This window comes from Rhodococcus sp. P4_F5 (assembly GCF_056401315.1).
The window spans coordinates 1-22,829 of sequence record NZ_JBFUJP010000026.1; the positions used below are offsets into that span (position 1 = coordinate 1).

At 69.4% G+C, this 22,829-nt stretch carries 17 protein-coding genes and 1 pseudogene; 9 read left to right on the forward strand and 9 right to left on the reverse strand.

The window, feature by feature from the left end; translation table 11 throughout:
• A partial coding sequence (locus AC1DU4_RS12670; RefSeq protein WP_477840299.1) for an ATP-binding protein occupies positions 1 to 2,418 on the forward strand: 2,418 nt, incomplete at its 5' end.
• Between the two features lie 100 nt (positions 2,419 to 2,518).
• Positions 2,519 to 3,916: an FAD-binding oxidoreductase gene (locus AC1DU4_RS12675; protein ID WP_477840301.1), complete on the forward strand. Its 1,398-nt coding sequence runs from the start codon at positions 2,519 to 2,521 to the stop codon at positions 3,914 to 3,916.
• 90 nt (positions 3,917 to 4,006) lie between these two features.
• On the opposite strand, the pseudogene AC1DU4_RS12680 reads toward AC1DU4_RS12675, so the two are convergent.
• Together AC1DU4_RS12680 and AC1DU4_RS12685 are read right to left on the reverse strand one after the other, a co-directional pair.
• Positions 4,007 to 4,132: pseudogene (locus AC1DU4_RS12680) on the reverse strand (His/Gly/Thr/Pro-type tRNA ligase C-terminal domain-containing protein); the annotation flags it as partial.
• A 67-nt stretch (positions 4,133 to 4,199) separates the two neighbouring features.
• Positions 4,200 to 6,743 (reverse strand): ATP-binding protein, encoded by a 2,544-nt coding sequence (locus tag AC1DU4_RS12685; RefSeq protein WP_477840303.1) that lies wholly within the window; start codon positions 6,741 to 6,743, stop codon positions 4,200 to 4,202.
• Between the two features lie 111 nt (positions 6,744 to 6,854).
• Between AC1DU4_RS12685 and AC1DU4_RS12690 the strand changes: the two genes are divergently transcribed.
• From AC1DU4_RS12690 to AC1DU4_RS12700, 3 genes are all read left to right on the forward strand, one after another.
• On the forward strand, positions 6,855 to 7,208 hold the full coding sequence (locus AC1DU4_RS12690) for a Zn-ribbon domain-containing OB-fold protein (RefSeq protein ID WP_477840305.1): 354 nt from the start codon (positions 6,855 to 6,857) through the stop codon (positions 7,206 to 7,208).
• A gap of 812 nt (positions 7,209 to 8,020) precedes the next feature.
• On the forward strand, positions 8,021 to 8,743 hold the full coding sequence (locus AC1DU4_RS12695) for a hypothetical protein (RefSeq protein WP_477840307.1): 723 nt from the start codon (positions 8,021 to 8,023) through the stop codon (positions 8,741 to 8,743).
• 149 nt (positions 8,744 to 8,892) lie between these two features.
• The gene (locus tag AC1DU4_RS12700; RefSeq protein WP_477840309.1) at positions 8,893 to 9,798 is read left to right on the forward strand and encodes an Ig-like domain-containing protein; all 906 of its coding nucleotides are present in this window, start codon (positions 8,893 to 8,895) and stop codon (positions 9,796 to 9,798) included.
• A gap of 553 nt (positions 9,799 to 10,351) precedes the next feature.
• Here the strand turns inward: AC1DU4_RS12700 and AC1DU4_RS12705 are convergent.
• Positions 10,352 to 11,743: a glycine--tRNA ligase gene (locus AC1DU4_RS12705; RefSeq protein ID WP_477840311.1), complete on the reverse strand. Its 1,392-nt coding sequence runs from the start codon at positions 11,741 to 11,743 to the stop codon at positions 10,352 to 10,354.
• Between the two features lie 289 nt (positions 11,744 to 12,032).
• Between AC1DU4_RS12705 and AC1DU4_RS12710 the strand changes: the two genes are divergently transcribed.
• The 3 genes from AC1DU4_RS12710 to AC1DU4_RS12720 all read left to right on the forward strand — a co-directional run bounded on the left by AC1DU4_RS12710 (position 12,033) and on the right by AC1DU4_RS12720 (position 15,446).
• Positions 12,033 to 12,329 (forward strand): ArsR/SmtB family transcription factor, encoded by a 297-nt coding sequence (locus AC1DU4_RS12710; protein WP_245709370.1) that lies wholly within the window; start codon positions 12,033 to 12,035, stop codon positions 12,327 to 12,329.
• A complete protein-coding gene (locus tag AC1DU4_RS12715) occupies positions 12,326 to 12,745 on the forward strand; it encodes a Fur family transcriptional regulator (protein ID WP_477840313.1) in 420 nt (139 codons plus the stop codon). The genes AC1DU4_RS12710 and AC1DU4_RS12715 overlap by 4 nt, the downstream gene beginning before the upstream one ends.
• An 88-nt stretch (positions 12,746 to 12,833) precedes the next feature.
• Positions 12,834 to 15,446: a tetratricopeptide repeat protein gene (locus AC1DU4_RS12720; RefSeq protein ID WP_477840315.1), complete on the forward strand. Its 2,613-nt coding sequence runs from the start codon at positions 12,834 to 12,836 to the stop codon at positions 15,444 to 15,446.
• A 36-nt stretch (positions 15,447 to 15,482) separates the two neighbouring features.
• Here the strand turns inward: AC1DU4_RS12720 and AC1DU4_RS12725 are convergent, their stop codons facing one another.
• The 3 genes from AC1DU4_RS12725 to recO are packed head-to-tail and all read right to left on the reverse strand — an operon-like array spanning position 15,483 to position 17,542.
• Entirely contained in the window at positions 15,483 to 15,884 is a 402-nt protein-coding gene (locus AC1DU4_RS12725; RefSeq protein WP_477840318.1) for a hypothetical protein, read from the reverse strand.
• A gap of 25 nt (positions 15,885 to 15,909) precedes the next feature.
• Positions 15,910 to 16,707, reverse strand: a complete 798-nt coding sequence (locus tag AC1DU4_RS12730; protein WP_477840320.1) for an isoprenyl transferase — start codon at positions 16,705 to 16,707, stop codon at positions 15,910 to 15,912.
• Positions 16,673 to 17,542 (reverse strand): DNA repair protein RecO, encoded by an 870-nt coding sequence (gene recO / locus AC1DU4_RS12735; protein WP_477840322.1) that lies wholly within the window; start codon positions 17,540 to 17,542, stop codon positions 16,673 to 16,675. The genes AC1DU4_RS12730 and recO overlap by 35 nt, the downstream gene beginning before the upstream one ends.
• A 152-nt stretch (positions 17,543 to 17,694) precedes the next feature.
• On the opposite strand from recO, the gene AC1DU4_RS12740 reads away from it, so the two are divergent.
• Entirely contained in the window at positions 17,695 to 18,954 is a 1,260-nt protein-coding gene (locus tag AC1DU4_RS12740) for a serine hydrolase domain-containing protein (protein ID WP_477840324.1), read from the forward strand.
• A gap of 112 nt (positions 18,955 to 19,066) precedes the next feature.
• Here AC1DU4_RS12740 and AC1DU4_RS12745 read toward each other — a convergent pair whose 3' ends face one another.
• The 3 genes from AC1DU4_RS12745 to AC1DU4_RS12755 form a co-directional block, all read right to left on the reverse strand.
• Positions 19,067 to 20,668, reverse strand: coding sequence for a long-chain fatty acid--CoA ligase (locus AC1DU4_RS12745; RefSeq protein WP_477840326.1), 1,602 nt, complete (start codon positions 20,666 to 20,668; stop codon positions 19,067 to 19,069).
• 129 nt (positions 20,669 to 20,797) lie between these two features.
• Positions 20,798 to 21,850: a beta-keto acid cleavage family enzyme gene (locus AC1DU4_RS12750; RefSeq protein ID WP_477840328.1), complete on the reverse strand. Its 1,053-nt coding sequence runs from the start codon at positions 21,848 to 21,850 to the stop codon at positions 20,798 to 20,800.
• 74 nt (positions 21,851 to 21,924) lie between these two features.
• Positions 21,925 to 22,752: an SDR family NAD(P)-dependent oxidoreductase gene (locus AC1DU4_RS12755; RefSeq protein WP_477840330.1), complete on the reverse strand. Its 828-nt coding sequence runs from the start codon at positions 22,750 to 22,752 to the stop codon at positions 21,925 to 21,927.
• Between the last annotated feature and the right edge of the window lie 77 nt (positions 22,753 to 22,829).

Sequence of the window (22,829 nt, forward strand, 5' to 3'; positions counted from 1 at the left end):
GCCGAGTTCGTCGGCCGCGCCCGCGAACTCGGCCTGCTCCGGGACCGGTGGCGGGCCGCCGCGGCGGGCCACCCGGGCATCGCACTGGTCGGCGGCGGCGCCGGGGTGGGTAAGACCCGACTGCTGCGCGAGGTCGCCGCGCTGGCCCGGTCGCAGGGCGCCGTGGTGGCGGCGACCCGGTGCTTCGGCGCCTCCGGGCGGCTTCCGCTCGCCCCGGTGGCGGACTGGCTGCGGAACCCGGCGATCCGCGACGCGACGGCGACGCTCGACCCGCTCTGGCGCGCCGAGGTGGACCGGCTGGTGCCGTCCGGCGCCGGTTCGCCCGCAGCCGCCGGTGTCCGGCCCCGCGATCCCGGCGCCGGTTCCCGCGCGATGGTCGACGCCTGGCAACGCCTTCGCTTCTTCGAGGGCCTGGCGAGGGCGCTGATCGGCGGCGGCCGCCCGCTGCTGCTGGTGGTGGACAACCTGCAGTGGTGTGACCAGGAGACGCTGACGTTCGTCGCGTTCCTGCTGGGACTGAGCGCCGACACGCCGCTGCTGGTGGCCGCGGCGCTGCGCGACGAGGACCACGACCCCGGCCCCGACCTCGGGGCGTGGACCGCCCGGATGCGGTCCACCGGACTGCTCACGGAGCTGGACCTGAGCCCGCTCGACGTGGACGACACCGCCCGGCTCGCCGAGGCCACGGCCGGCAGGCCACTGCGCGCGGACGACCTGGAGCTGCTGCAGGCAGCGACGGGCGGGTTCCCGCTGTACATCGTCGAGGCGATGCGCACCGCCGCGGAGGACGGCGAGACTCCCCTTCCGGTCGGCGATCTCACCGCGGTGCTGCGCACCCGTCTCGAGCACGCGAGCCCGGCCGCCCGCGAGGTCGCCGGGCTCGCCGCGGCCGTCGGGCGGAACTTCAACCTCGACCTGCTCACCGAGGCCAGCGACCTCGACGCCGACACCGTGGTCCGGGCCGTCGACGAGCTGTGGCGGCGGCGGATCCTCCACGAGTTCCGGGACGGCTACGACTTCTCCCACGACCTGCTCCGGGACGCCGCGTACGCACAGGTCGGCCCGCCCGCGCGGTGGCTGCTGCACCGGCGCCTGGCCCAGGGCCTCGAACTGCTTCACTCCGGCGACACGGACTCCGTCTCCGCCCAGCTCGCCGAGCAGTACGCGCGGGGCGGCCGGGCCGAGCGGGCGGTTGCCTACTACCGGCGGGCGGCCGAGGTCGCCTCCGGCACGTTCRCCCACGCGGAGGCGATCCGCCTGCACCGGGCGGCCCTCGCGATCGTGCGCGCACAACCCGGCGGACGGGGCGCGCTCGCCCGGGAACTCGACATCCTCGAGTCGATGGCGGCGCCGCTCAACGCCCGGTACGGCTACTCCTCGCCCCAGTTGCAGCACACCCTCGAGCGCTCGATCGAGCTGGCCGAGGTGCTCGGCCGCCGGGACTCGACGGTCGTCGCGCTCGTGGGACTCTGGACGTCCCGGTTTGTCCAGGGCGACACCGCGGGCGCACACCGGGCGGTGTCCCGCGCGCTCACCCTGGTCGACTCCGACTCCGACGCCGACTCCCAGCTGAGCGGCAGCGCCCACTTCGCGTTCGCCGGGTCCGCCGTCAGCCTCGGCAGGCCGGCGGAGGCACTGCACCACTTCGAGCTCGCCGCCGAGCTGACCCGGGGCGCCCACTCGTTGACGGTCGGTACCCGACCGGACGTGCACTCCCTGGCCTGGTCCGCGCACGCGCACTGGCTGCTCGGCCACGACGACGACGCCCGGTCGAGCTGCCGTGACGCCGTCGCACTCGCCCGGGGCGCCCGGCACCCGTACAGCCTGGCCGTGGCCCTGGCGTACGGCGGCGTCACCCTGCAGATGCTCGGCGACCGCGACGAACTGCGGGACACCGTCGGCGAGCTGCAGGACCTGTGCGACCGGTTCGACTTCGCCTACTACCGCGAGTGGGCCCTGATCCTCGGCGGCTGGTCCGAGCCCGGGCCGTCCGGGATCCCGCTCGCCCGGCGGGGCCTCGAAAACCTCCGGGCGGCAGGCTCGTTCGCCCGGATGCCGTACTGGCTCTCGCTGCTCGCCGACCTGTCGATGCGGGAGCAGCGGCCCGACGCCGCGCGCGCGACCCTGGACGCCGCCGTCGTCACCGGGCAGGCCCGCAGCGACCTGTGGTGGCTGCCCGAGGTGATGCGACTGCGCGCCGCCCACGACGACCCCGACGGCGCCCGCACCCGACTGCGCGCCGCCGCCGCGATGGCGTCCGAGCACGGCAGCGCCGCCCTGCTGCGGCGATGCGAACGCGACCTCGAGCTGCCCGAGGCTCCGCCCGAGAACGAGCTGCCCGAGGGTCCGCCCGAGAACGAGCTACCCGAGGCTCCGCCCGAGAACACCGCCGCGCGGGGCGTTCGCCCGACCCGATGACCGGGCGCCGGCGGACGAACGCTGCGCGAACGCCCGCTTCGTAGCTTTGGTGATGCGGGCACCCGACGAGCGGGAGCCACACCACCGGAAGGGAAGCGTCATGTCCACCACGACGTACGAAGACCTGGCCGCGACGCTGCGCGGCGACCTGATCACCCCGTCCGACGCCGGGTACGACGCGGCGCGGGCCGTCTACAACGCCATGATCGACCGGCGTCCCGCGGCCGTCGCCCGCTGCCGGGACGTCGCCGACGTCATCAACTGCGTGCGGTTCGCCCGCGAGCACGACGTCGAGATCGCGGTGCGCGGCGGCGGTCACAACGCCGGCGGCCTCGGGGTGTGGGACGACGCCCTGGTCATCGACCTGTCGCTGATGCGCAGCACCACCGTCGACCCGGTCGGCCACACCGTCCGCGTGGACGGCGGCTGCACCTGGGGCGACGTCGACCACGCGACCGTCGCGTTCGGCATGGCCACCCCGTCCGGCTTCCTCGCCTCCACCGGCGTCGGCGGCCTGACGCTCGGCGGCGGCATCGGCTACCTGTCCCGGCGCTTCGGCCTCACCGTCGACAACCTGCTCGCCGCGGACGTGGTGCTCGCCGACGGCACCTTCGTCACCGCCAGCGCGAGCGAGCACAGCGACCTGTTCTGGGCCCTGCGCGGCGGCGGCGGGAACTTCGGGGTGGTCACGTCGTTCCGCTTCCGCTGCCACGACATCGGCGAGCACGGCGTGGTCATCGGCGGCCCCGTGCTCTACGACCTCGCCGACACCCCGGCGGTGATGCGCTGGTACCGGGAGCTGCTGCCGTCGCTGCCGGAGGAGCTCAGCGGCTGGCTCGGGCTGATCACCGTCCCGCCGGCGCCGCCGTTCCCGGAGGAGCTCTGGGGCCGCAAGTCCTGCGCCATCGTGTGGTGCTACACCGGGTCGCACGAGCGGGCGGACGAGGTGCTCGAGCCGATCCGGTCGTTCGGGTCACCGCTGCTGGTCGGCCCCCATCCGATGCCGTTCAACGTGCTGCAGAGCGCGTTCGACGGGCTCTACCCGGCCGGGCTGCAGTGGTACTGGCGGGCGGACTTCTTCAACGAGATCTCCGACGCCGCAATCGACGTGCACTGCAAGTTCGGTGCGCAACTGCCCACCGGGCACTCCACCATGCACCTCTACCCCATCGACGGCGCCGCGGGCCGGGTGGCCGACGACGCGACCGCCTTCGCCTACCGGGACGGCGGCTGGGCCGGCGTCATCGTCGGGGTGGACCCGGACCCGGCCAACGCGGACACGATCACCGCCTGGGCGAAGGACTACTGGACCGAGCTGCACCCCACCTCGGCGGGCGGTGCCTACGTCAACTTCCTGATGGACGAGGGCCAGGACCGCGTCCGGGCGTCGTACCTGGGCAACTACGACCGGCTGGCCGAGGTCAAGGAACGGTACGACCCGGACAACGTCTTCCACGTCAACCAGAACATCCGGCCCGCCGCGGTGGCGACCCGCTGACGGACCGCGAAAAGCGAAGCGCCGGACGCCCTTCGATCCGCGAGGCGGTCGAGGGCGTCCGGCGCTGCCGGCCGGGGACGCGGGGCTCGAGGAGCCGATCAGGCGCTGCGCGAGGTAGCCCTCGACCTTGTCGAGGGAGACGCGCTCCTGCTCCATCGAGTCCCGCTCGCGGACGGTGACGGCCCGGTCCTCGAGGGTGTCGAAGTCGCAGGCAAGGACAGGGCATTGTGCCCATGTCGGTGCATTCATGCTCGCGAACACCGCGCCCGGCAGTTCTCCGGTGTCAGGTGTTCCCGGGCCGGCTGCTCAATCCCTGCTCGACCATCCACGCCGCGACCTGGATACGGGAAGCGAATCCGAGCTTCGCGAGGATCTGCTCGACGTGTCCCTGCACGGTGCGCGGGGAGACCAGGAGCTGCGCGGCGATCGCCTTGTTGGTCAGGCCCTGAGTCACGAGCTCAGCGACCTGCCGCTCGCGCTGGGTCAGCGCCGACAGCGACCCCGAGGGCTGCCCCTCCTCCTCCGACTCGGGGAGTTCGTCGAGCGCGAACACGATCGCCTCCTCCGGGCTCCACCGCGCCCCTTCCCGGACGGCTCCCTCGAACGCCCGCTCACCGAGGACCTGACGGGTCTGCTGCTCGCATTCCGCGTGGTGCAGCTGAAGCGTGCGGGCAACCACTCCGGCGCTGCCCACCCCCCGCCACATCGTCTCCACCGCGCCCAGCAGGAGCGCGGCACGTCGGGGGCGATTCTCCGCACAGGCGATCCACGCCAGCGTCTCGACACACATCGCGGCGGCAAGCATGTCGTCCGCCGATCGGGACAGCCTCAGCCCCTGTTCGAGAAGGCCGGCGGCGCGCGGTGGATCGGCTTCCCACAGCGCGAGCCCGAGGGCGCAAGCCGCATATGCCCGGTAGACGAACTCGCCGGTCCGTTCGCTGATGGCAAGAGCTTCTGCTTGGTAACTCGTGGCCCTGGCCGCGTCGCCGAGCAGTCCAGATGCCAGGGTGAGACCGAGCAGTGTCGAGATCTGTCTGAGGTTGTTCCCCTGGTCCTGGAACGCTGCGAGGGCAATCTCCCAGCCGGCGAGCGCGCCCGACAGATCCCCGGCGATGGCGGCGAGGTACGCGCTCGCATGGATGACAGCCACGCGCATCGTGTCATCGTCCAGTTGCTCCGCGAGGTCGTATCCGGCCGCCGCCAACGCGGTAGCCGACGCGATGTCGCCCTGATAGCCGGCGAGCAAACTGTTCGCGCACAACGCTTTCACTCTGTCGACGGTCGGTTCGTCCCCGTGCAGCTCGAGCGCGCAGTCGAGCCAGTATCTGCCCTCCCGAAGGAGACCACGCGACAGCCAGAACGGGAAGAGGCCGACGGAGATCTGCAGGCCCGTGTCGGCCTCGTCCGGCTCGCTCATGCAGAAGTGCAGCGCCTCGCGCAGGTTCGTCTGCTCACGGCCCAGTCGGGCCATGAGCTCGACCTGGCGGGGACCGATCCACTCGAATCTCGTCGTCGAGACAAGATCCCTGTGCCAGCTCAGGTGCCGTCGACGGAGGACCGCGATGTCGTCCGGGCCGATCAACTCCTCGCGGCCGTATTCGCGCAGGGTCTCGAGCATCCGATATCGCGCCACGGAACCCGCGCCCTCGCAGATCACGATCGACTTGTCGACCAGCGAGGCCAGCACGTCGAGCACCTCGTCCGCGTGCCGGTCGCCCGCACAGATCCCTTCAGCCGCATCGAGTTCGAACCCGCCGGAAAAGATCGTCAACCGACCCCACAGCTCATGTTCGGCCTCGGTGCACAGTTCGCGGCTCCAGTCGATGGACAACCTGAGGGTTTGCTGCCGGCTCGGCGCTCCCCTGCGGCCACCCGTGAGCAGCTGATACCGATCGGACAGTCGGCCGAGAATCTGCTCGGCCGAAAGCGTGCGCAGCCGGACCGCCGCCAGCTCGATGGCAAGAGGGAGCCCGTCGAGCCGGTGACAGATCTGTGCCACGGCCACTCGATTGGCCTCGCTGAGGGCGAAACCGGGCACCGCCACGGCAGCGCGTTCGAGGAACAGGGTCGCCGCCTCGTAGCGAGCAAGGTCCTGCAGCGACGGCGGCTCGTCCGGATCCGGCACCGCGAGCGGCGGGACTCGCAACTCGGTCTCGCCGCCGACCGCGAGGGCCTCGCGACTGGTCGCGAGGATCCGCAGCCCCGGACAGCGTCGCAACAGGGTCATCGCCAGCGACGCAACCGCATCTACCAGATGCTCACAGTTGTCGATCACGAGGAGCAGCTGTCGATCGCGCAGGTGACCCGCCAACATCTCGAGCGGCGGCGCACTCGAGATGTTCCGCGGCGCAACCGTGGCGGCCACCATGCCTGCAACGAGGGCCGGATCGCGCAGGTCGCCGAGCTCGACCAGCCACACCCCGTCCTCGAAGTCTCGTCTCGAGTCCGCGCCTACCCGCAGCGCCAGCCGCGTCTTGCCGACACCACCGATACCGGTCAACGTCAACAGCCGCGAAGTCGACAACAGTCGCCTCGACTCGGCCGTCTCGTTGCGGCGCCCGACGAAGCTGTTCAGTTCAACGGGGAGATTCCCTGACACCTTTGCACGGATGGTGGACGGCATCGTCACTCCCGTCTCCCCCGGCGCAGGGCCGCGAACGATATCGGCCGGGACCCGCCTCGTGGGCGAAGCTCCGACTTGACACTTCAGAGTGAACTGTAACGCCATGGCCGCGCGGGTCGTCGCGCGGATGCGAGATGCGGTCGCGGACGGCGGGGGGCCAAAAACAGGTACCTCCCCCCGCCATCCTGCCGTGGTGCCCGACACAGCCCCCGCGAAGAATGAGATTCGCCAGTTCCGCCAAGCGTGAAGGCGAGGTTCCTGATGCTCTTGCTCACACGACCGCCGCAGCCGACCCCTCGGTCGCCGGAGGTGTTGATGATCCGGAACTGCGCGCGCTGCGCGACGCTGCTGAATCCGGGGAGTTCCTCGTGCGACACCTGCGGAGGCCAGGACCTGCCGAAGATCCCGTCGACGGGGCTCGGGGAGATTCGAACCTGGACGGTCGTCGAACGCGAGTCCCCCGACAGGTGCGGTGATCCGATGCCGTGCCTGCTCGCGGTCGTCGCACTCGACGACGGACCCTGGATCTGCACCTGGATCGAGGGCGAGATCGCGGTTCGCTCGGACCAGCACGTCCGCGTTCAGTTCGATCACACGGCTGCCGGGGACCGGTATCCCGTGTTCTGCGCCTGTGGAGCCGACCGCTTCCAGGAGTTTCCCGCCGCATAACCCACAACCACCCAAGAACCGGTGCAGATTTCAACGATCAGCCCCAGGGGCCGATAACGAACCCACGCCAATAGTGCAGAAATATTCACGTTAGAACATTCAAACAGCGCATTCACTCCGCCCCCGACAAAGTCGGCCCGGGCGGCAATTCTGCGTTGACCCAGGATTGATTAATCGACTTTTGCTCCGATCAAACAGTTATTCGTTGTCATCCGACGGACACGAAGGCCTCCGAGACCCAGTCAGCCCATGCCATCGACCCGATCTGCAGTGCTTCGAAATGCGGGTCTACCTGGACTTGTATTCCACGTATCGTGGGGACGACGCGTGCCGATCGAAGACTCTCGACGCGAACACTCCGTGAACTCCCAATGAATTGAATCTCCCATGCGACCCACCTCCCCGAGAGAACTGGACACGCGCCAAGTTCCTTTTCCTTTTCGCTCACATGGCGACATGTCGGCATGGTAGAAATTGTCGCGGCCGCAACTACCCCCTGGTTGCGGCCGCGACAATTCAGGAATCGAGTTCAAGGAGAAAACAATGGGAACCTTCCTCACCATCCTCACCGCGCTCGGGAATGCCGCCGCGGTTGGCAACCTGCTGAACTCGCTGAGCTGACAGCTCAGCTCGGGTCCGGCGCTCCCGAGGTGCACCGAATCCTGATGGCCGCCACACCGGCGGTCGAGAGTGGTTCCTCCCCCGGCCCATGCGGGGCGGGCGACGAGAATGCGACGCCGGGACAGCCCTGCGTCGGGAAAGTACGCGGTCACCACGCGAACCTGACCGCACCAGCGAAAAGTAGGGATTACATGTCTTCGAACACAGTCCGCCGCATCGCCGCTCTCGCGGCGGCCGTCGCCCTTCCCGCCGGCCTGTTGATGGCCGGCGTCGGAGCCGGCGTCGCGAACGCCGCCGACCCGGCCTGCGCCCAGTCGAGCCACGACACCAAGCAAGACTTCTGGACCGTGGGGATCACCCACACGTACGACAAGACCGTCTCGGCGCCCGAGGTCGCCGCAGGCACCAACGTCACCTACAAGATCGTCGTCGGCACGACCAGCATCGGTAACCCGTACGTCAACTCCATCACCGACTACCCGCCCGCCGGCTTCGGCGCCCCCGTCTCGGCGAAGGTCACCGCCTACCACTTCGCCCAGGGCCAGGTCACCGAGGCCATCACCCCGCAAATCAGCGGCGACGGTCGCGGCTGGAGCATGAACAGCACCGGCTGGTTCGTCAACTCCGGCAACCCGGTGACCGCCGAGATCACCTACAAGGTCCCGGACAACACCGCGGCAGGCACGAAGGTCACCAGCGGCGGCATCGGCGTCGGCGGCACCGTCGGCGTCGGGACCGACAAGCCCGGCCTCACCTCGTGCTTCAACGTGCGGGCCAAGAACCCGGGCGAGGCCGTCCTCGGCAGCGCGGACGGCGCCGGCCTCGGCTCCTCCGAAGGCCAGATGAGCTCCACCGGCTCGATCAGCGACGTCCTCGGCGACACCATCACCCGAGTCATCAACAACGGCAGCTAGATCCAGCACCCGCGTGCTGTGCACCCGCCGCTAGACCCCGTGTGCTCGGCGCCGCGACCGCCGCGCGCCGAGCACACGGCCCCCAACCCCCAACGCTGCGACCTTGATGTCGATGTCGACGGTCGCACAGCAGCGACCGAAGGAACACCATGACATCACGAGGGACCACCCGCGCCGTCGCCGCAGGCGCGGCAGCAACAGTGGCCATGGGCGCATTCACGCTCCTCGGCGCAGGCACCGCCGGAGCCGCCCCCGCCACGACCACCTGGGACAGCGGAAGCTCCCGCTACACCCGGACCATCAGCAACACCACCCCCGCCGTCGGCGACACCATCACCGTCACAACGAGATTCGAGCGCACCAGCTGGGTCGACGAGTTCATCTACAACGTCAAGGACCGGAACCACTCCTGCCTGACCTACGTCCCCGGCTCCGCCAAGATGTCCGGCAGCAGCGACCACCCCGTCGCCAACCCCGAGGTCAACGCCGACGAAGCCTACGTCCGCGCTTCCTGGGGCGTCACCGACTGGGTCGTCCGGAGCCGCCCCGGCTTCTGGGACGCCCCCACCTTCAGCGTCGCCTACAAGGTCGGCCAGAACTGCCCCCGCGGCACGGCCCTGACCACCGGCATGGAATACGGCGGATCACTCGGCAGCGGAAACTTCGGCGACAAGGGCCCGTCCATCACCATCGGCACGAACCCCAACACCACCACCGACTCGACCACCACGCTCAACCCGGTCAGTGGCGCCACCGTGGGCAAGTCCACCCCCCTGGCGGCGAAGGTCAACCCCGCCAACGCCGGCGGCACTGTCACCTTCAAGGACGGCGAGACCTTCATCGGCGCCGCCCAGGTCGGATCCGACGGGACCGCCACCGCCGCTTGGACCCCCGCCACCGCCGGCGAGCGCACCGTCACCGCCAATTACTCGGGCAAGGACACGGTCGACGCGTCGTCCGACCAGAAGTCGGTGACCGTTGCACCCGGCGGCGGCACCGACGGCACCGACGGCACCGGCAGTCTCGGATCGCTTCTCGGCGGCTTCGGCTCATGAGCTGACTCCGCACACCGACCCCGGGCTCCGGCGCCATGCCCTCGCAGGCACCGGAGCCCGGCCTTCCCCGTAGCGCCTGCGGCGACGCTCGCGCCGCACCGATCTGTGGAGAGATGATCTACCAGCAGACGGGACTCCAATCGTCCCGGCCGGTCCGGTAACCCGAGCGCCGCGGCGACCGTCTCGGGCAACAACGCAGGATCGTGGCAGGTCGCCGAGCGCGACCAACCAGACTCCGTCGGTGAACGACCGCCGCGAGTCCGCGACCCTGGTCTTGCCGACCCCCGCGATGTCGGCCAGCGTCATCAACCGCGAGGTCGCCGGGCAACCGCCTCCCCTCGGCGATCTCCCGGCGCCGACCGACGAAACTGGTCAATCCAGCGGCTGGTTCCCGAGCCGGCCCTTCACGGAGGTCTCATGGAACGTCCCGTCGTGATCTCGTGTGATCGAAACTGYCTCTGGCAAATCATGAAAGGCCGATCGTGCCCAGCGAGAACAGTGAAGGGGCTGTCCCCGGCCACGGCGGCCGGGGACAGCCCCTTCACGGAGGGAACTAGGAGCCGATCAGGCGCTGCGCGAGGTAGCCCTCGACCTTGTCGAGGGAGACGCGCTCCTGCTCCATCGAGTCGCGCTCGCGGACGGTGACGGCCTGGTCCTCGAGGGTGTCGAAATCGACGGTGATGCAGAACGGGGTGCCGATCTCGTCCTGGCGACGGTAACGGCGACCGATCGCGCCCGCATCGTCGAACTCGATGTTCCAGTTCTTGCGCAACGCCGCGGCGAGGTCCTTGGCCTTGGGGGTCAGGTCCGCGTTGCGGCTCAGCGGGAGCACCGCGGCCTTGATCGGGGCGAGCCGGCGGTCCAGGCGCAGGACGGTGCGCTTGTCGACGCCGCCCTTGGCGTTGGGCGCCTCGTCCTCGGAGTACGCGTCGACCAGGAACGCCATCAGCGAACGGGTCAGGCCGGCCGCGGGCTCGATGACGTACGGCGTGTACCGCTCGCCGCTGGCCTGGTCGAAGTAGTTCAGGTCGGTGCCAGAGTGCTTCGAGTGGGTCGCCAGGTCGAAGTCGCCGCGGTTGGCGACACCCTCGAGCTCGCCCCATTCGCTGCCCTGGAACTGGAAGCGGTACTCGATGTCGACGGTGCGGTCGGAGTAGTGCGACAGCTTGTCGGCCGGGTGCTCGAACAGGCGCAGGTTCTCCGGGTCGATGCCGAGGTCGGTGTACCAGGCCATCCGGGTGTCGATCCAGTACTGGTGCCACTCCTTGTCCTCACCCGGCTTGACGAAGAACTCCATCTCCATCTGCTCGAACTCGCGGGTGCGGAAGATGAAGTTGCCGGGGGTGATCTCGTTGCGGAAGCTCTTGCCGATCTGGGCGATGCCGAACGGCGGCTTCTTGCGCGAGGTGGTGAGCACGTTCGCGAAGTTCACGAAGATGCCCTGCGCCGTCTCTGGCCGCAGGTAGTGCATGCCCTCCTCGGTCTCGACCGGGCCGAGGTGGGTCTTGAGCATCATGTTGAAGTCGCGCGGCTCGGTCCACTGACCGACGGTGCCGCAGTCCGGGCACACCACCAGGTCCATCGTGACGTCGTCCGGGTTGTCGAGCTTCTTCTTCTCCGCGTACGCCTCCTGCAGGTGGTCCTGGCGGTGGCGCTTGTGGCAGTTCAGGCACTCGACGAGCGGGTCGTTGAAGACGCCGACGTGGCCGGAGGCCACCCACACCTCGCGCGGCAGGATCACCGACGAGTCGAGGCCCACGACGTCGTCGCGGCTGGTGACCATGCTCCGCCACCACTGCTTCTTGATGTTCTCCTTGAGCTCGACACCGAGCGGGCCGTAGTCCCACGCGGACCTCGTACCGCCGTAGATCTCACCGCACGGGAAGACGAGTCCTCGGCGCTTGGCGAGGTTGGCAACGGTTTCGACCTTGGACTTGGGTGCCACTTGGGGAGCTCTCCATCTGGGTAATAGATGCTGCGTCACGGGGGTTTGCTGGGTACCAGCCTATCTGCCCCCGGGGGCGTGCCCAATTCAACCGTTTGACATGCATACTCGTGCATATCAAAATGGAATCGATTTGCAATAAGGCGGCAGGCGGACGACCGATCCGCGGCCGCAGACCGCCGCCACGAGAACGCCAGGAGCCCGCCGAGTGAGCATCACCGACGCCGACGACGTGCACGGCGACCCGGGCCCGCACCACCACGGCGCCACGTCCACGCCACCGGCGACACTGCCCAGCAAGGACGCGATGGCCGCGGCCGGCGACCTGCTGCGCGCCCTGGCCGCGCCGGTCCGTATCGCGATCGTGCTGCAGCTGCGCGAGACCGAGCGCTGCGTGCACGAACTGGTCGAGGCCCTCGGGGTCACCCAACCGCTGATCAGCCAGCACCTGCGGATCCTCAAGGCCGCCGGTGTGGTCCGTGGCGAGCGGACCGGTCGGGAAGTGTTCTACCGTCTCGTCGACGACCACCTGGCGCACATCGTGATCGATGCCGTCGCCCACGCCGAGGAAGGACCGAGACCGTGACAGAGAAGACCGGGCCCCGTACCCCCGTCGTCGTCGGCGTCCGCGCCACCAAGCAGCGCAGCGCAATCTCCGCGCTGCTCGACGACATCGACGAGTTCCGCTCCGCACAGGACCTGCACGACGAACTGCGCAGGCGCGGCGAGGGCATCGGGCTGACCACCGTCTACCGCACCCTCCAGACGCTCGCCGACGCCGGCACCGTCGACGTGCTGCGCACCGACACCGGCGAGTCCGTGTATCGACGCTGCTCCTCCGGGCACCACCACCACCTGGTGTGCCGCAGCTGCGGTTTCACCGTCGAGGTCGAGGGCCCGATGGTCGAGCAGTGGTCGCAGTCGATCGCCGACGAGAACGGCTTCACCGACGTCAGCCACACCGTCGAGATATTCGGCACCTGCCGCAACTGCTCCGCCTAGCGGCGCACGGCCTGACATCCCGCGATCGTCACGGACACCGCGATTGCGATCTTGACGCACTCGGCGACCTGCCGGGGAAGGACCGACGATGGTTCGTGACGTCGTGCGCCGTGCGCGCGAGCTGCTCGAGGTAGGTGATCAGGAGCAGGCGCACGCAATCCTGGCGCTGGCGCTCGATGCGCAGAGGCGTGCCGCTGAGGACCTGGAAGCAACGGCCGTGGCCGAGGCGACCGGGATGCTCGTCCGGATGGAAGCCCCGTACGAACCACTCGATGCCCTCGAGCGGCGCATCGCGAGGATGACCGAACTCACGGACGGCTTCGACGCCGACGCCGTCCGTGAGGCGCGCGCGTTCGCCGAGCTCGAGTCGATCGAGTGGGTCCACCGGCACGAGCCCGACGATGCGATCGTGCTGGTCGACGTGCTGCGAGCGGCGGAGTCGTTCGCAGCACGGCACATCGGGGACGATCAACCGCTCGGCGTGCGGCAGGCACGCGCGGAGGCAATGTTCACCGCCGAGATCCTGCGGCGCCGCCTGGGACGAGATCGCCATCGGGTGGCAGTCGGCCTCGAGACGCTGGCGCTCACGCTCACCGCGGAATCCGACGAGCGGTTGCGTCATCTGCGCATCGCCGCGCTCTACCAGGCGGCGCAGATCCGTTACGACAGCGGAGATGACCCGGAGTCCGCGATCGCACTGATGCACCGTGTGATCGCCGAGGCGGAGCCACTCCCCTCGGCGCGGCCGCTCCTGCACGCCGCATCGCTCTGCCTGGTCGACGACGAGATCGGCCGGGGAGTGCCGGTGGCGGTGGCGATTGCCCACGGCCTGCGTGCCCTGACAGTTCCCGTCGCCGATCCCGGATTCGAGGCGGCCACCGAACAGGCCCGGCATCTCGACCAGGTGCTGGACCGGCTTCCCGACACCGAGCGCGACCTTGCCGCCGTGGAACACTCCGCCGCACTGGTGGACCGCTATGCCACCTGTGCAGCCGAGGATGCGCGTGAGGCGATCCTGTGGTGGGTGCTCAGGGGTGTTCCCGAGGACGCAGGCGCGGTGACGGCGGTGGATCGACAGGTCCTCGCCCACGCCGACCACGCGTTCGGCACGGATCCGAGCCCGCTCACGGCGGCGGCACGGGCGCGCGTGGCGTCACGCCTCGCCGAGGTGACCGCACACCTCGGCGACCCTGCGGGCGCCGTGCGACTCTACGAGCGGCTCGGTGCACGATTCCCCGGGCACGAGCACGACGAGCGGCTCGTCGTGCCGCTCGCCCTCGCGATGGTCGACCGGGCGCTTCGACTCTCCGACATCGGACGACGCGACGACGCACTCGCGGCGCTGGCGCAGGTGCCGCAGCGCTACGCACCTGCCGCCGGCGTGCCCGGCGTCCCGGCCGCGATCGCCCAGGCGATGTACTGGCGGGGACGCCTGCTGCGGGAAGCAGGCGAGCTGACCGAATCTCGCCGCGTCATCCGCAACACCGTGGATCGCTCGGCCGTCGACGCCGACGCCGACGTCCGCCTGTGGGCGGCCAACTCCCTCTTCTCCGTGTGGCAGTCACCCGGGCTCGATCCGACCGAGATCGATGATGCGCTGCATCGGTTTGCGGACCTGTTCGCCGACGATCCGGACGTGCGCATCCGCCGCCTGGACGCCCGGCGCCGTCTCGTTCAGTCGACGCGCGCGGCGGAACGCGGCGAACGCGGGGTGGCGGCGACCCTGCTGCAGGGGCTGGTGGCCAGCCACGCCGACAGCGACGACCCGGACATCCGCGACACCGTCAAACTCGCGACCGAGAATCAACGGATCCTCGCGATCTCCTCCCCCACCGATGCGGCCCCCGCCTCGGCGGGAGAGGCCCGCTACCGCGATCTTCGCGAACGGCTGTACGAGGCCGACAGAGCGGTCGACGACGGGAAACCCGCGGACGCCGAAAGGATCCTCGCGGCGATCGCGGCCGACACCGGTGCGGACCCCGACGAGAACATCGTCATGCTCGGGCTCGCGGCGCTGGACGTGCTCGGAGGTCTGTTGGTCGACGCCGGGCGGTGGGAGGAGCTCGTCGCCGTCGCACGCAGCGCGGCCCTGCGCCGTCCCGGCCTCGACACCCGCGCACGCCGGGTGCACGCGCGTGGCCACCTGCGGCTCGGCATCGCGCTCGCCCGACTCGGCGAGGAGCGTGCCGCGATCGAGGCCTACGAGGCGCTCGAGCGGCTCGCCGACGGATCGACCGACGGCGACATCGTGAGCGCCCGCGAAGTGGCCGCCTACAACCGCGCCGTTCTGATCGACGATCTGGGCGAACCTGTCGCCGCGATCGCCGCCTACGACCACGTCCTCAGGATCCACGACCAATCCGTCGACTCCGCCGAACGCCGGCTCCGCCGTGTCAAGACACTGCGCAACAAGGCGCTGCTGCTGACCGGGCTCGGCCGCCTGCCCGACGCGACCCACGCCCACCGAACGATCCTGGACATCGCGGGCGCCTTTCCGGACGCCGAGATCGCCGCTCGAGGCCGCAAGTCCGCCTTCGACCTGGCGGCCTGCTACACGCGGCTCGGCCAGCATCGTGCGGCATCGGAGCTCTACACCTGGATGCGATCCGCCCGTCATCTCGGATTCACCCGCGACGAGCTCAAGAGCATCACACGCTCCGCCAAGACTGCAGCCCGCGAATCCAAGCGCGCACATCGGTGACGATGTAGATCCCGATCGCGCACTCGAGCGCGGCGACTAGGGCAGCAACCCCTGCCGACCCTGATCCGCGCCCGAGAGCACCAGCAGCAGCATCGTGGTGAGCGCCTCGTCCTCGAGCCCGGCGGCCGGGAAGGTGTAGCGCAGGATCACGTCGGCCAGCTTGCCGCGGGTGATCACGGTGATCGACCCGAACTGCATCATCGAGTTCTTCTCGGCGACCTTTTTGTGCAGCGCGGGCTTGGCCGGGCGGTCCCAGGCCAGCACCGCGGTCACCGACAGCACGTCCAGGCCGGGCGAGAGGGTCACCGCGCGCAGCGAGCACAGCGCGCCGGCGTACTCGAAACCCAGCGACCTGTCCTCGGACACCCGGACCTCGGTGAAGTGCGACAGCGCTTCCTGCGCCCGGGCCTGGAGGAGTTCGGCCGTCTCGGCGGCCACTACTTGACCCCGCCACTGTGCTTGTTCATTTGACCCCGCCAAACCGTCGGTCACGGGAGGCGTACTCCACGCAGGCCGCCCACAGGTCGCGGCGGTCGAAGTCGGGAAAGAGCTTCTCCTGGAACACCATCTCCGCGTAGGCGGACTGCCACAACAGGAAGTTCGACGTCCGCATCTCGCCCGACGGCCGCAGGAACAGATCGACGTCCGGCATGTCCGGCTCGTCGAGGTACTTCGCGACGGTCGCCTCGGTCACCTTCTCCGGGTTCAGCTGACCCGACGCCACCCGGCGCGCGATTTCCCTTGCCGCGTCGGCGATCTCGGCCCGTCCGCCGTAGTTCACGCACATCGTCAGGGTCATCACCGTGTTGTCCTGGGTGAGTTCCTCGGCGATCTCGAGTTCCTTGATGACGGAGGTCCACAGTCGCGGCCGTCGACCGGCCCAGCGCACCCGCACGCCCATCTCGTTCATCTCGTCGCGCCTGCGGCGGATCACATCGCGGTTGAAGCCCATCAGGAACTTCACCTCGTCGGGGCTGCGCTTCCAGTTCTCGGTGGAGAACGCGTACGCGGAGAGCCACTTGACGCCCACCTCGATGCACCCGCAGACCGAGTCCATCAGGACCGCCTCGCCGCGCTCGTGTCCGGCGGTGCGCGGCAGCCCGCGCTCCTGCGCCCAGCGCCCGTTGCCGTCCATCACCAGGGCGACGTGCCGCGGGATGAGTTCGGGCTGGAGGATCGGTGCCCGCGCCCCCGACGGGTGCGGGTCCGGGGGCCGGACGGCCCGGCTAGGCGTGGCTTGCGGTTCGCGTCGTCGAATCACGGTCCCCATCCTGCCCGACCGGACCAGGCGCCTGCGCCACCGGTGGCGATTCCACCGGCCCGACGACGGCCGCGGCGGGCTCCGGCTCCACCGCCGCATGCGGCCGGTGCCGTTCGATCAGCGGCAGGGTGCGCAGCTGTCGTTCCAGGTGCCACTGCAGGTGCGCGGCCACCAGACCGCTGGCCTGGCTGCGGATCGCGCCGGAGGCGTCCTCGGTGCGCGCCCAGTCGCCGCGCGCGAGGGCGTCCATCAGGTCCAGCACCCCGGGCGACGGGGTCGCCGCGCCGGGCGGGCGGCAGTGCACGCACACCGCGCCGCCCGCGGCCACGTGGAAGGCCCGGTGCGGACCCGGAGCGGCGCACCGCGCGCACTCCTCCAACGCCGGGGCCCAGCCCGCGAAACCCATGGCCCGCAACAGGAATGCGTCGAGGATCAACTCGGCTGGACGCGCCTGCTCCCCCACCGCGCGCAGGGCCCCGACGGTGAGCTGGTGCAGTCGCGGGGCCGGGGCGCGTTCCTCTCCCGCCAGGCGTTCGGCGGTCTCGAGCACCGCGCACGCGGTGGTGTACCGGCCGTAGTCGTCGACGATGTCGCCGCCGAAGGCGTCGATGGTCTGCACCTGGGTGACGATGTCGAGGTTGCGGCCCGGGTAGAGCTGCACGTCGATGTGCGCGAAGGGCTCGAGCCGGGCGCCGAACTTGGACTTGGTCCGTCGTACGCCCTTCGCCACCGCCCGCACCAGCCCGTGCTGGCGGGTGAGCAGGGTGACGATGCGGTCGGCCTCGCCCAGCTTGTGCTGGCGCAGCACCACCGCATTGTCCCGGTACAACCTCACAGACCCGATCTCCCGTCGCTTCGCTCGCCGTCCAGTCTCCCACGGTGCGGCGACGCTCCCGTGCCCGCGAGGCGGCCGGGTCGCGCGTCCCGCGCCGGCACCGTCGCGTCGGTTCACCGCGCGCGGACCTCCCCGGTCTGCCAAGCTCGACTATGGCCTCGAGACGGATTCTCGTGTTGGCATGCGTTCTCGCACTCCTGTCCGCGTGCGGGTCGAACAATCCGTCCTCCCCCGGCATCGCCTCCACGACCACCACCGTCCGGACCACCGCGGCCTCCGCCGATCCGGCCCAGGCCGACGCGGTGATGGAGATCGTGCGCGACGCCATGTCGCAGGCCCACCTGAAGTCGGCGATCGTGCGGGTCACGATGGACGACAAGGAGATCGTCACCGCGGCGCTCGGCGAGTCGATGACCGGCGTCCCCGCCACCACCGACATGCACTTCCGCAACGGCGCGGTGGCCATCTCGTACGTCTCGACGCTGCTGCTCCAGCTCGTCGACGAGAAGCGGGTGAGCCTCGACGACAAGGTGTCGACCTGGCTGCCCGACATCCCGAACTCCGACCGGGTGACGCTCGGCCAGCTCGCCCAGATGACCTCGGGCTACGTCGACTACGTCATCGGCAACACCGAGTTCGRCGCCGCGATCTACGCGGACCCCTTCCGCAACTGGACGCCCGAGGAACTCATCTCCTACGGCGTGAACAAGCCGCTGCTCTACGAGCCCGGCACCAACTGGAACTACGCGCACACCAACTACGTCATCCTCGGCCTGGCCCTCGAGAAGATCACCGGTCAGCCGATGACGCAGCTGATGCAGGAGAAGGTGCTCGGGCCGCTGCGGCTGGCGAACACCACCGATCCGGGGACGGCGGCGATCCCCGAGCCCGTCCTGCACGCGTTCAGCTCCGAACGCCGCGAGGCCCTGCAGATCCCCTCCGGCGTGCCGTTTTACGAGGAGTCCAGCTTCTGGAACCCGTCGTGGACCATCACCCACGGCGCCATCCAGACCAGCAACATCTACGACCTGCACGCCACCGCGATCGCGATCGGCACCGGCAAGCTCCTCTCGCCGGAGTCGTACCAGGCGATGGTGTCGACGGCGCTGCGCGGCAAGACCACCACGCTGCCGGGGTGCACCACCTGCTTCGAGCAGAACATCGGCTACACGTACGGGCTCGGACTCGTCATCACCGGCGACTGGCTGATGCAGAACCCCCTGTTCAGCGGCTACTCGGCGGCCGAGGCCTACCTGCCGTCGAAGAAGATCGCGATCGCCGTCGCCACCACCTACGACCAGGCCGCCTTCGACGACACCGGCGCCTACACGAACGAGGCCGACTTGCTGTTCCGCAAGATCGGCGCCCAGCTCGCGCCCGACGACGCCCCGCCCATGCCGCCCGCCAAGTAGCCGTCCCCGCCCCAAGTACCGGCGTCCCCGGCCCAAGTACCGGCGTCCCCAATGTCACATCGGGGACCCAATGGGTAACCGATGTGACATTGGGGAAGTCACATGCCGCAGCTCATTCGGAGAACTGTTCGCGCAGCGTGAGCTTCTTGAACTTGCCGGTGGCCGTCCTCGGAATGGTGGAGACGATCTCGAACCGCTCCGGCAGCTGCCACCGCGCGAACTCGGTCGACAGGTGCTCGCGCAACTGCTCCGGGTCCGCGGTCATGCCGCCCCGGAGCACGAGTACCGCCAGTGGACGCTCGCCCCAACGGGGGTCGGGTACGGCGATCACCGCGGCCTCGGCCACCGACGGGTGCGCCATGAGGTGGTTCTCGAGGTCGACCGAGGAGATCCACTCGCCGCCGGACTTGACCAGGTCCTTGGAGCGATCGCAGATCCGGATGCAGCCGCGGTGGTCGATGCGGACGATGTCTCCGGTACGGAACCAGCCGTCGGCGGTGAAACTGTCGGCGCCCTTGCCGTTGTGGTAGGCCGCGGCCACCCACGGACCGCGCACCTCCAGCTCGCCCATGGCCCGGTCGTCCCACTCGATGAACCCGTCGTCCTCGCTGCGGGCCCGGATGTCGACGAACGGCATGGCGACACCCTGCCTTGCCCGGAAGGCGTACTTCTCGTCGGCTTCGCTCTCCCGAAGATCCACGGGGAGCCGGCTAACCGTGCCCAGCGGTGCGGTCTCCGTCATTCCCCACGCCTGGACGACCGTCAGGCCGTGCCGGTCGTACCCCTCGAGCAGGCTGCGCGACACCGCCGCCCCGCCGACGATCAGCCGATCGAGGTGGCCCAGCTCCCAGCGCTGCGGCTGCGCGTCGAGCGCGTCGAGCATCGCCATCCACACCGTGGGCACCCCGGCCGTCATGGTGACCTTCTCCGTGGCGATCAGGTCCAGCACGCTCACCGGATCCAGCTTCGGCCCGGGCAGCACCAGCCGCGCCCCGAGCAGCGCAGCGGCATAGGGCAGACCCCAGGCGTTGGCGTGGAACATGGGCACGACCGGCATCAGTGTGTCCTGTTTCGACACCCCCAACGAATCGGGCAGTGCCGCGGTCAGCGAATGGAGTACCAGCGCCCGGTGCGAGTACACCACGCCCTTGGGTCGTCCGGTGGTTCCGGACGTGTAACACATTGCGCCGGCACGCCCTTCGTCGAGAACCGGCCACTCCATCGGCTCGGCGGCACCGATCAGGGCCTCGTAGTCGAGGGTCCCGTCGGGTGCCGCATCGCTGTGCGCGACGACGATGACGTGCTCGAACTGGTGCGCATGACGGAAGGTGTCCAGCACCTCGAGCAGCGATTCGTCGACCACGATCACCCGGTCCTGCGCGTCGCCGACGATGAATCCGAGCTCGTCGGCGTGCAACCGTGGGTTGAGGGTGTGCACCACCGCCCCCATCGCCGGGACCGCGAAGTACATCTCGAGATGCTCGGCCTGATTCCACAACAGCGTCGCCACCCGGTCACCGTCGGCGACACCGAGCCCCGCCAACGCGGTGGCGAGCCGACGCGACCGCCGCGCGCACGCCCCGAGGGTGGTCCGGGCGATGCTGCCGTCGGGGCGACGGGAGACGACCTCCTTGCCACTGTGGAATCGCTCGGCACGCTCGACCACCGCGGTCAGCGTCAGCTGGTAGTCATCCATGGTCAGGCCGTTGATCACGTAACACTCCTGGGTAGGGGAAGAATTCGGCGAACGCGGTCACGCACGGACCGGGCGCGGGGGCGGCTACCGGCGGGGGCCACGGACAGTGTCCGCGACCCCCGCTCGACTGGGGGCGCCGTCGAAGGGTCAGGCGTGGTGGGTGAAGCCGACCTGGCCCGGGCGGCGGTTCGGCGCGTAACCGAGCTTCGCCAGGGTCTCGTCGGCGTCGGCGTAGGTCTCACCGATCTTGTAGATGTCGCGGGCGTCCTTTCCGGTGGCGACCTCGCGTCCGAGTTCACCGGCGATCCGGACCAACTGCTGGATCTGCTGAACCGAGGTCATCTTCTCGCCCTTGCGGCCCCAGATGGTGTCCTCGTTACCGCAGCGGGTGTGCAGGCCCATCGCGATCGCCATCGTGTTGACGGGCAGCACGCTGCGCATGAGGGACTCCAGGGTCAGGGCCGCTCCGTCCGGGACGCGCTGGATGAAGTTCATGATGTTGTACGGGTTCGGTCCCTCCATGCCGCCGCCGATGCCGGTCCAGGTCACATTCAGCGGACCGGTGTAGACGCCGCGGCGGATGAGACGCTCGACGCTCTCGAGGCCGGTGATTCCGGTCAGCGCGAACAGGGGCTGGATGCCGGCGGCCTGTAGGCGACGCAGGTGCTCCTCAACCCAGGCCGGTCCGGCCGGGATCGTCATCTCCCGGTACGTCTCCTGCAGTTCCGGACGTGCCAGGGACGTGCCCGCGATGTCGTCCGCGGTCAACAGCTCCGCGATGTTCATCTGGCTGGTGTTGATCGCGATCGTGACCTGGTCCGGCTTGGGGTCGAGCTCGGCGAGCATGTGCCGGGTGTCATCGGAGAGCCACTTGGCTTCGGCGCCTTCACCTTCCGGCGCGAACGAGATCGAGCCTCCGACCTGCAGGACCATCTCCGGGACGGCCTCGCGCAGCCGACCGAGCAGCTCGTTGAACTTCGAGAGCCGCTTGCTGCCCTTGCCGTCGAGCTCACGGACGTGGATGTGCAGCACCGACGCGCCGGCCTCGTAGCAGTCCACCGCCTGCTGGACGTGCTCGTCCATCGTCAGCGGCAGGTCCTCGCGGAAGTCGTTGGGCTCCCATTCGGGGCCGTACGGTGCTGCGGTGATGACCAGCTTGTCCTGGTTCTCCGGGAAGAGTGCATCGTCGTGGAAGTGCATGGTGTTGCTCCTGTCGGGTGTGTTGAAAAGCGTTGCCGAGGCAAGGTTTTTGACGGAATCGCGGTGGGCGCCGGTCAGATGACGGCGCCGCCGTTGGGGCTGATGACCTGACCGACGAGGTAGTGGGTCTCGCCGGCGAGGTAGACGGCAAGGGAGGCGTACTCCTCGGGAGTGCCGAGTCGGCCCACCGGAATGATCTGGTACAGGTTGCGCTTCTGCTCTTCGGTCGCGTTGTCGAGGTACGCCTGGAACGGGGGCGTCAAGACTCCGCCGCAGGCGATGGCGTTGACGTAGATGCCGGCGCCCGCAACGTCGAGGGCAACGGTCTTGGTCAGGCTCACGACGGCGGCCTTGGCGGCCGAGTAGCCGGGGCTGTGCGTGCTCGCGGTAGAGGTGCCGGCGATCGACGCGATGTTGACGATGCGGCCGTAACCCTGGGGCTCCATGAACTTCAAAGCCTCACGGGTGCAGTAGAAGACGCCGTGAACGTTGACGTCCCACCACTTGAGCCAGTCCTCGTCGGTGAGGCTGCTGGTGATGCCCATGGACTGGCGCTCCATGGACGTGGTGACGTAGGCGTAGTGCCGCGCGCGCCGCGCCTCGTCGGCGGGCAGGTTCGGCACTCGCGCTGCGTTGTTGACCAGGATGTGGACGGTCCCGAACTGCTCGGCAGCCCGGGCGAACATCTCGACCACCTGCTCCTTGGACGAGACGTCGCAGCGCATCGCCAGGCACTTGCGCCCCAATGCCTCGACCTCGGCGGAGACCTCAGCCAGCTTGTCCTCTTGAAGGTCGCACAGGACGAGATCCGCGCCCTCTCGTGCCATGGCGAGGGCAATCGACCTGCCCAGGCCCTGCGCCGCTCCGGTGACCACGGCAACCTTGTCGAGTAGCTGCTGCATTTCTCTGATCTCCTTCAATGAATGGGATGACAGGGCCGTCACGACGCTCAGACGGCCGACGGAATCGGATGAGCGGG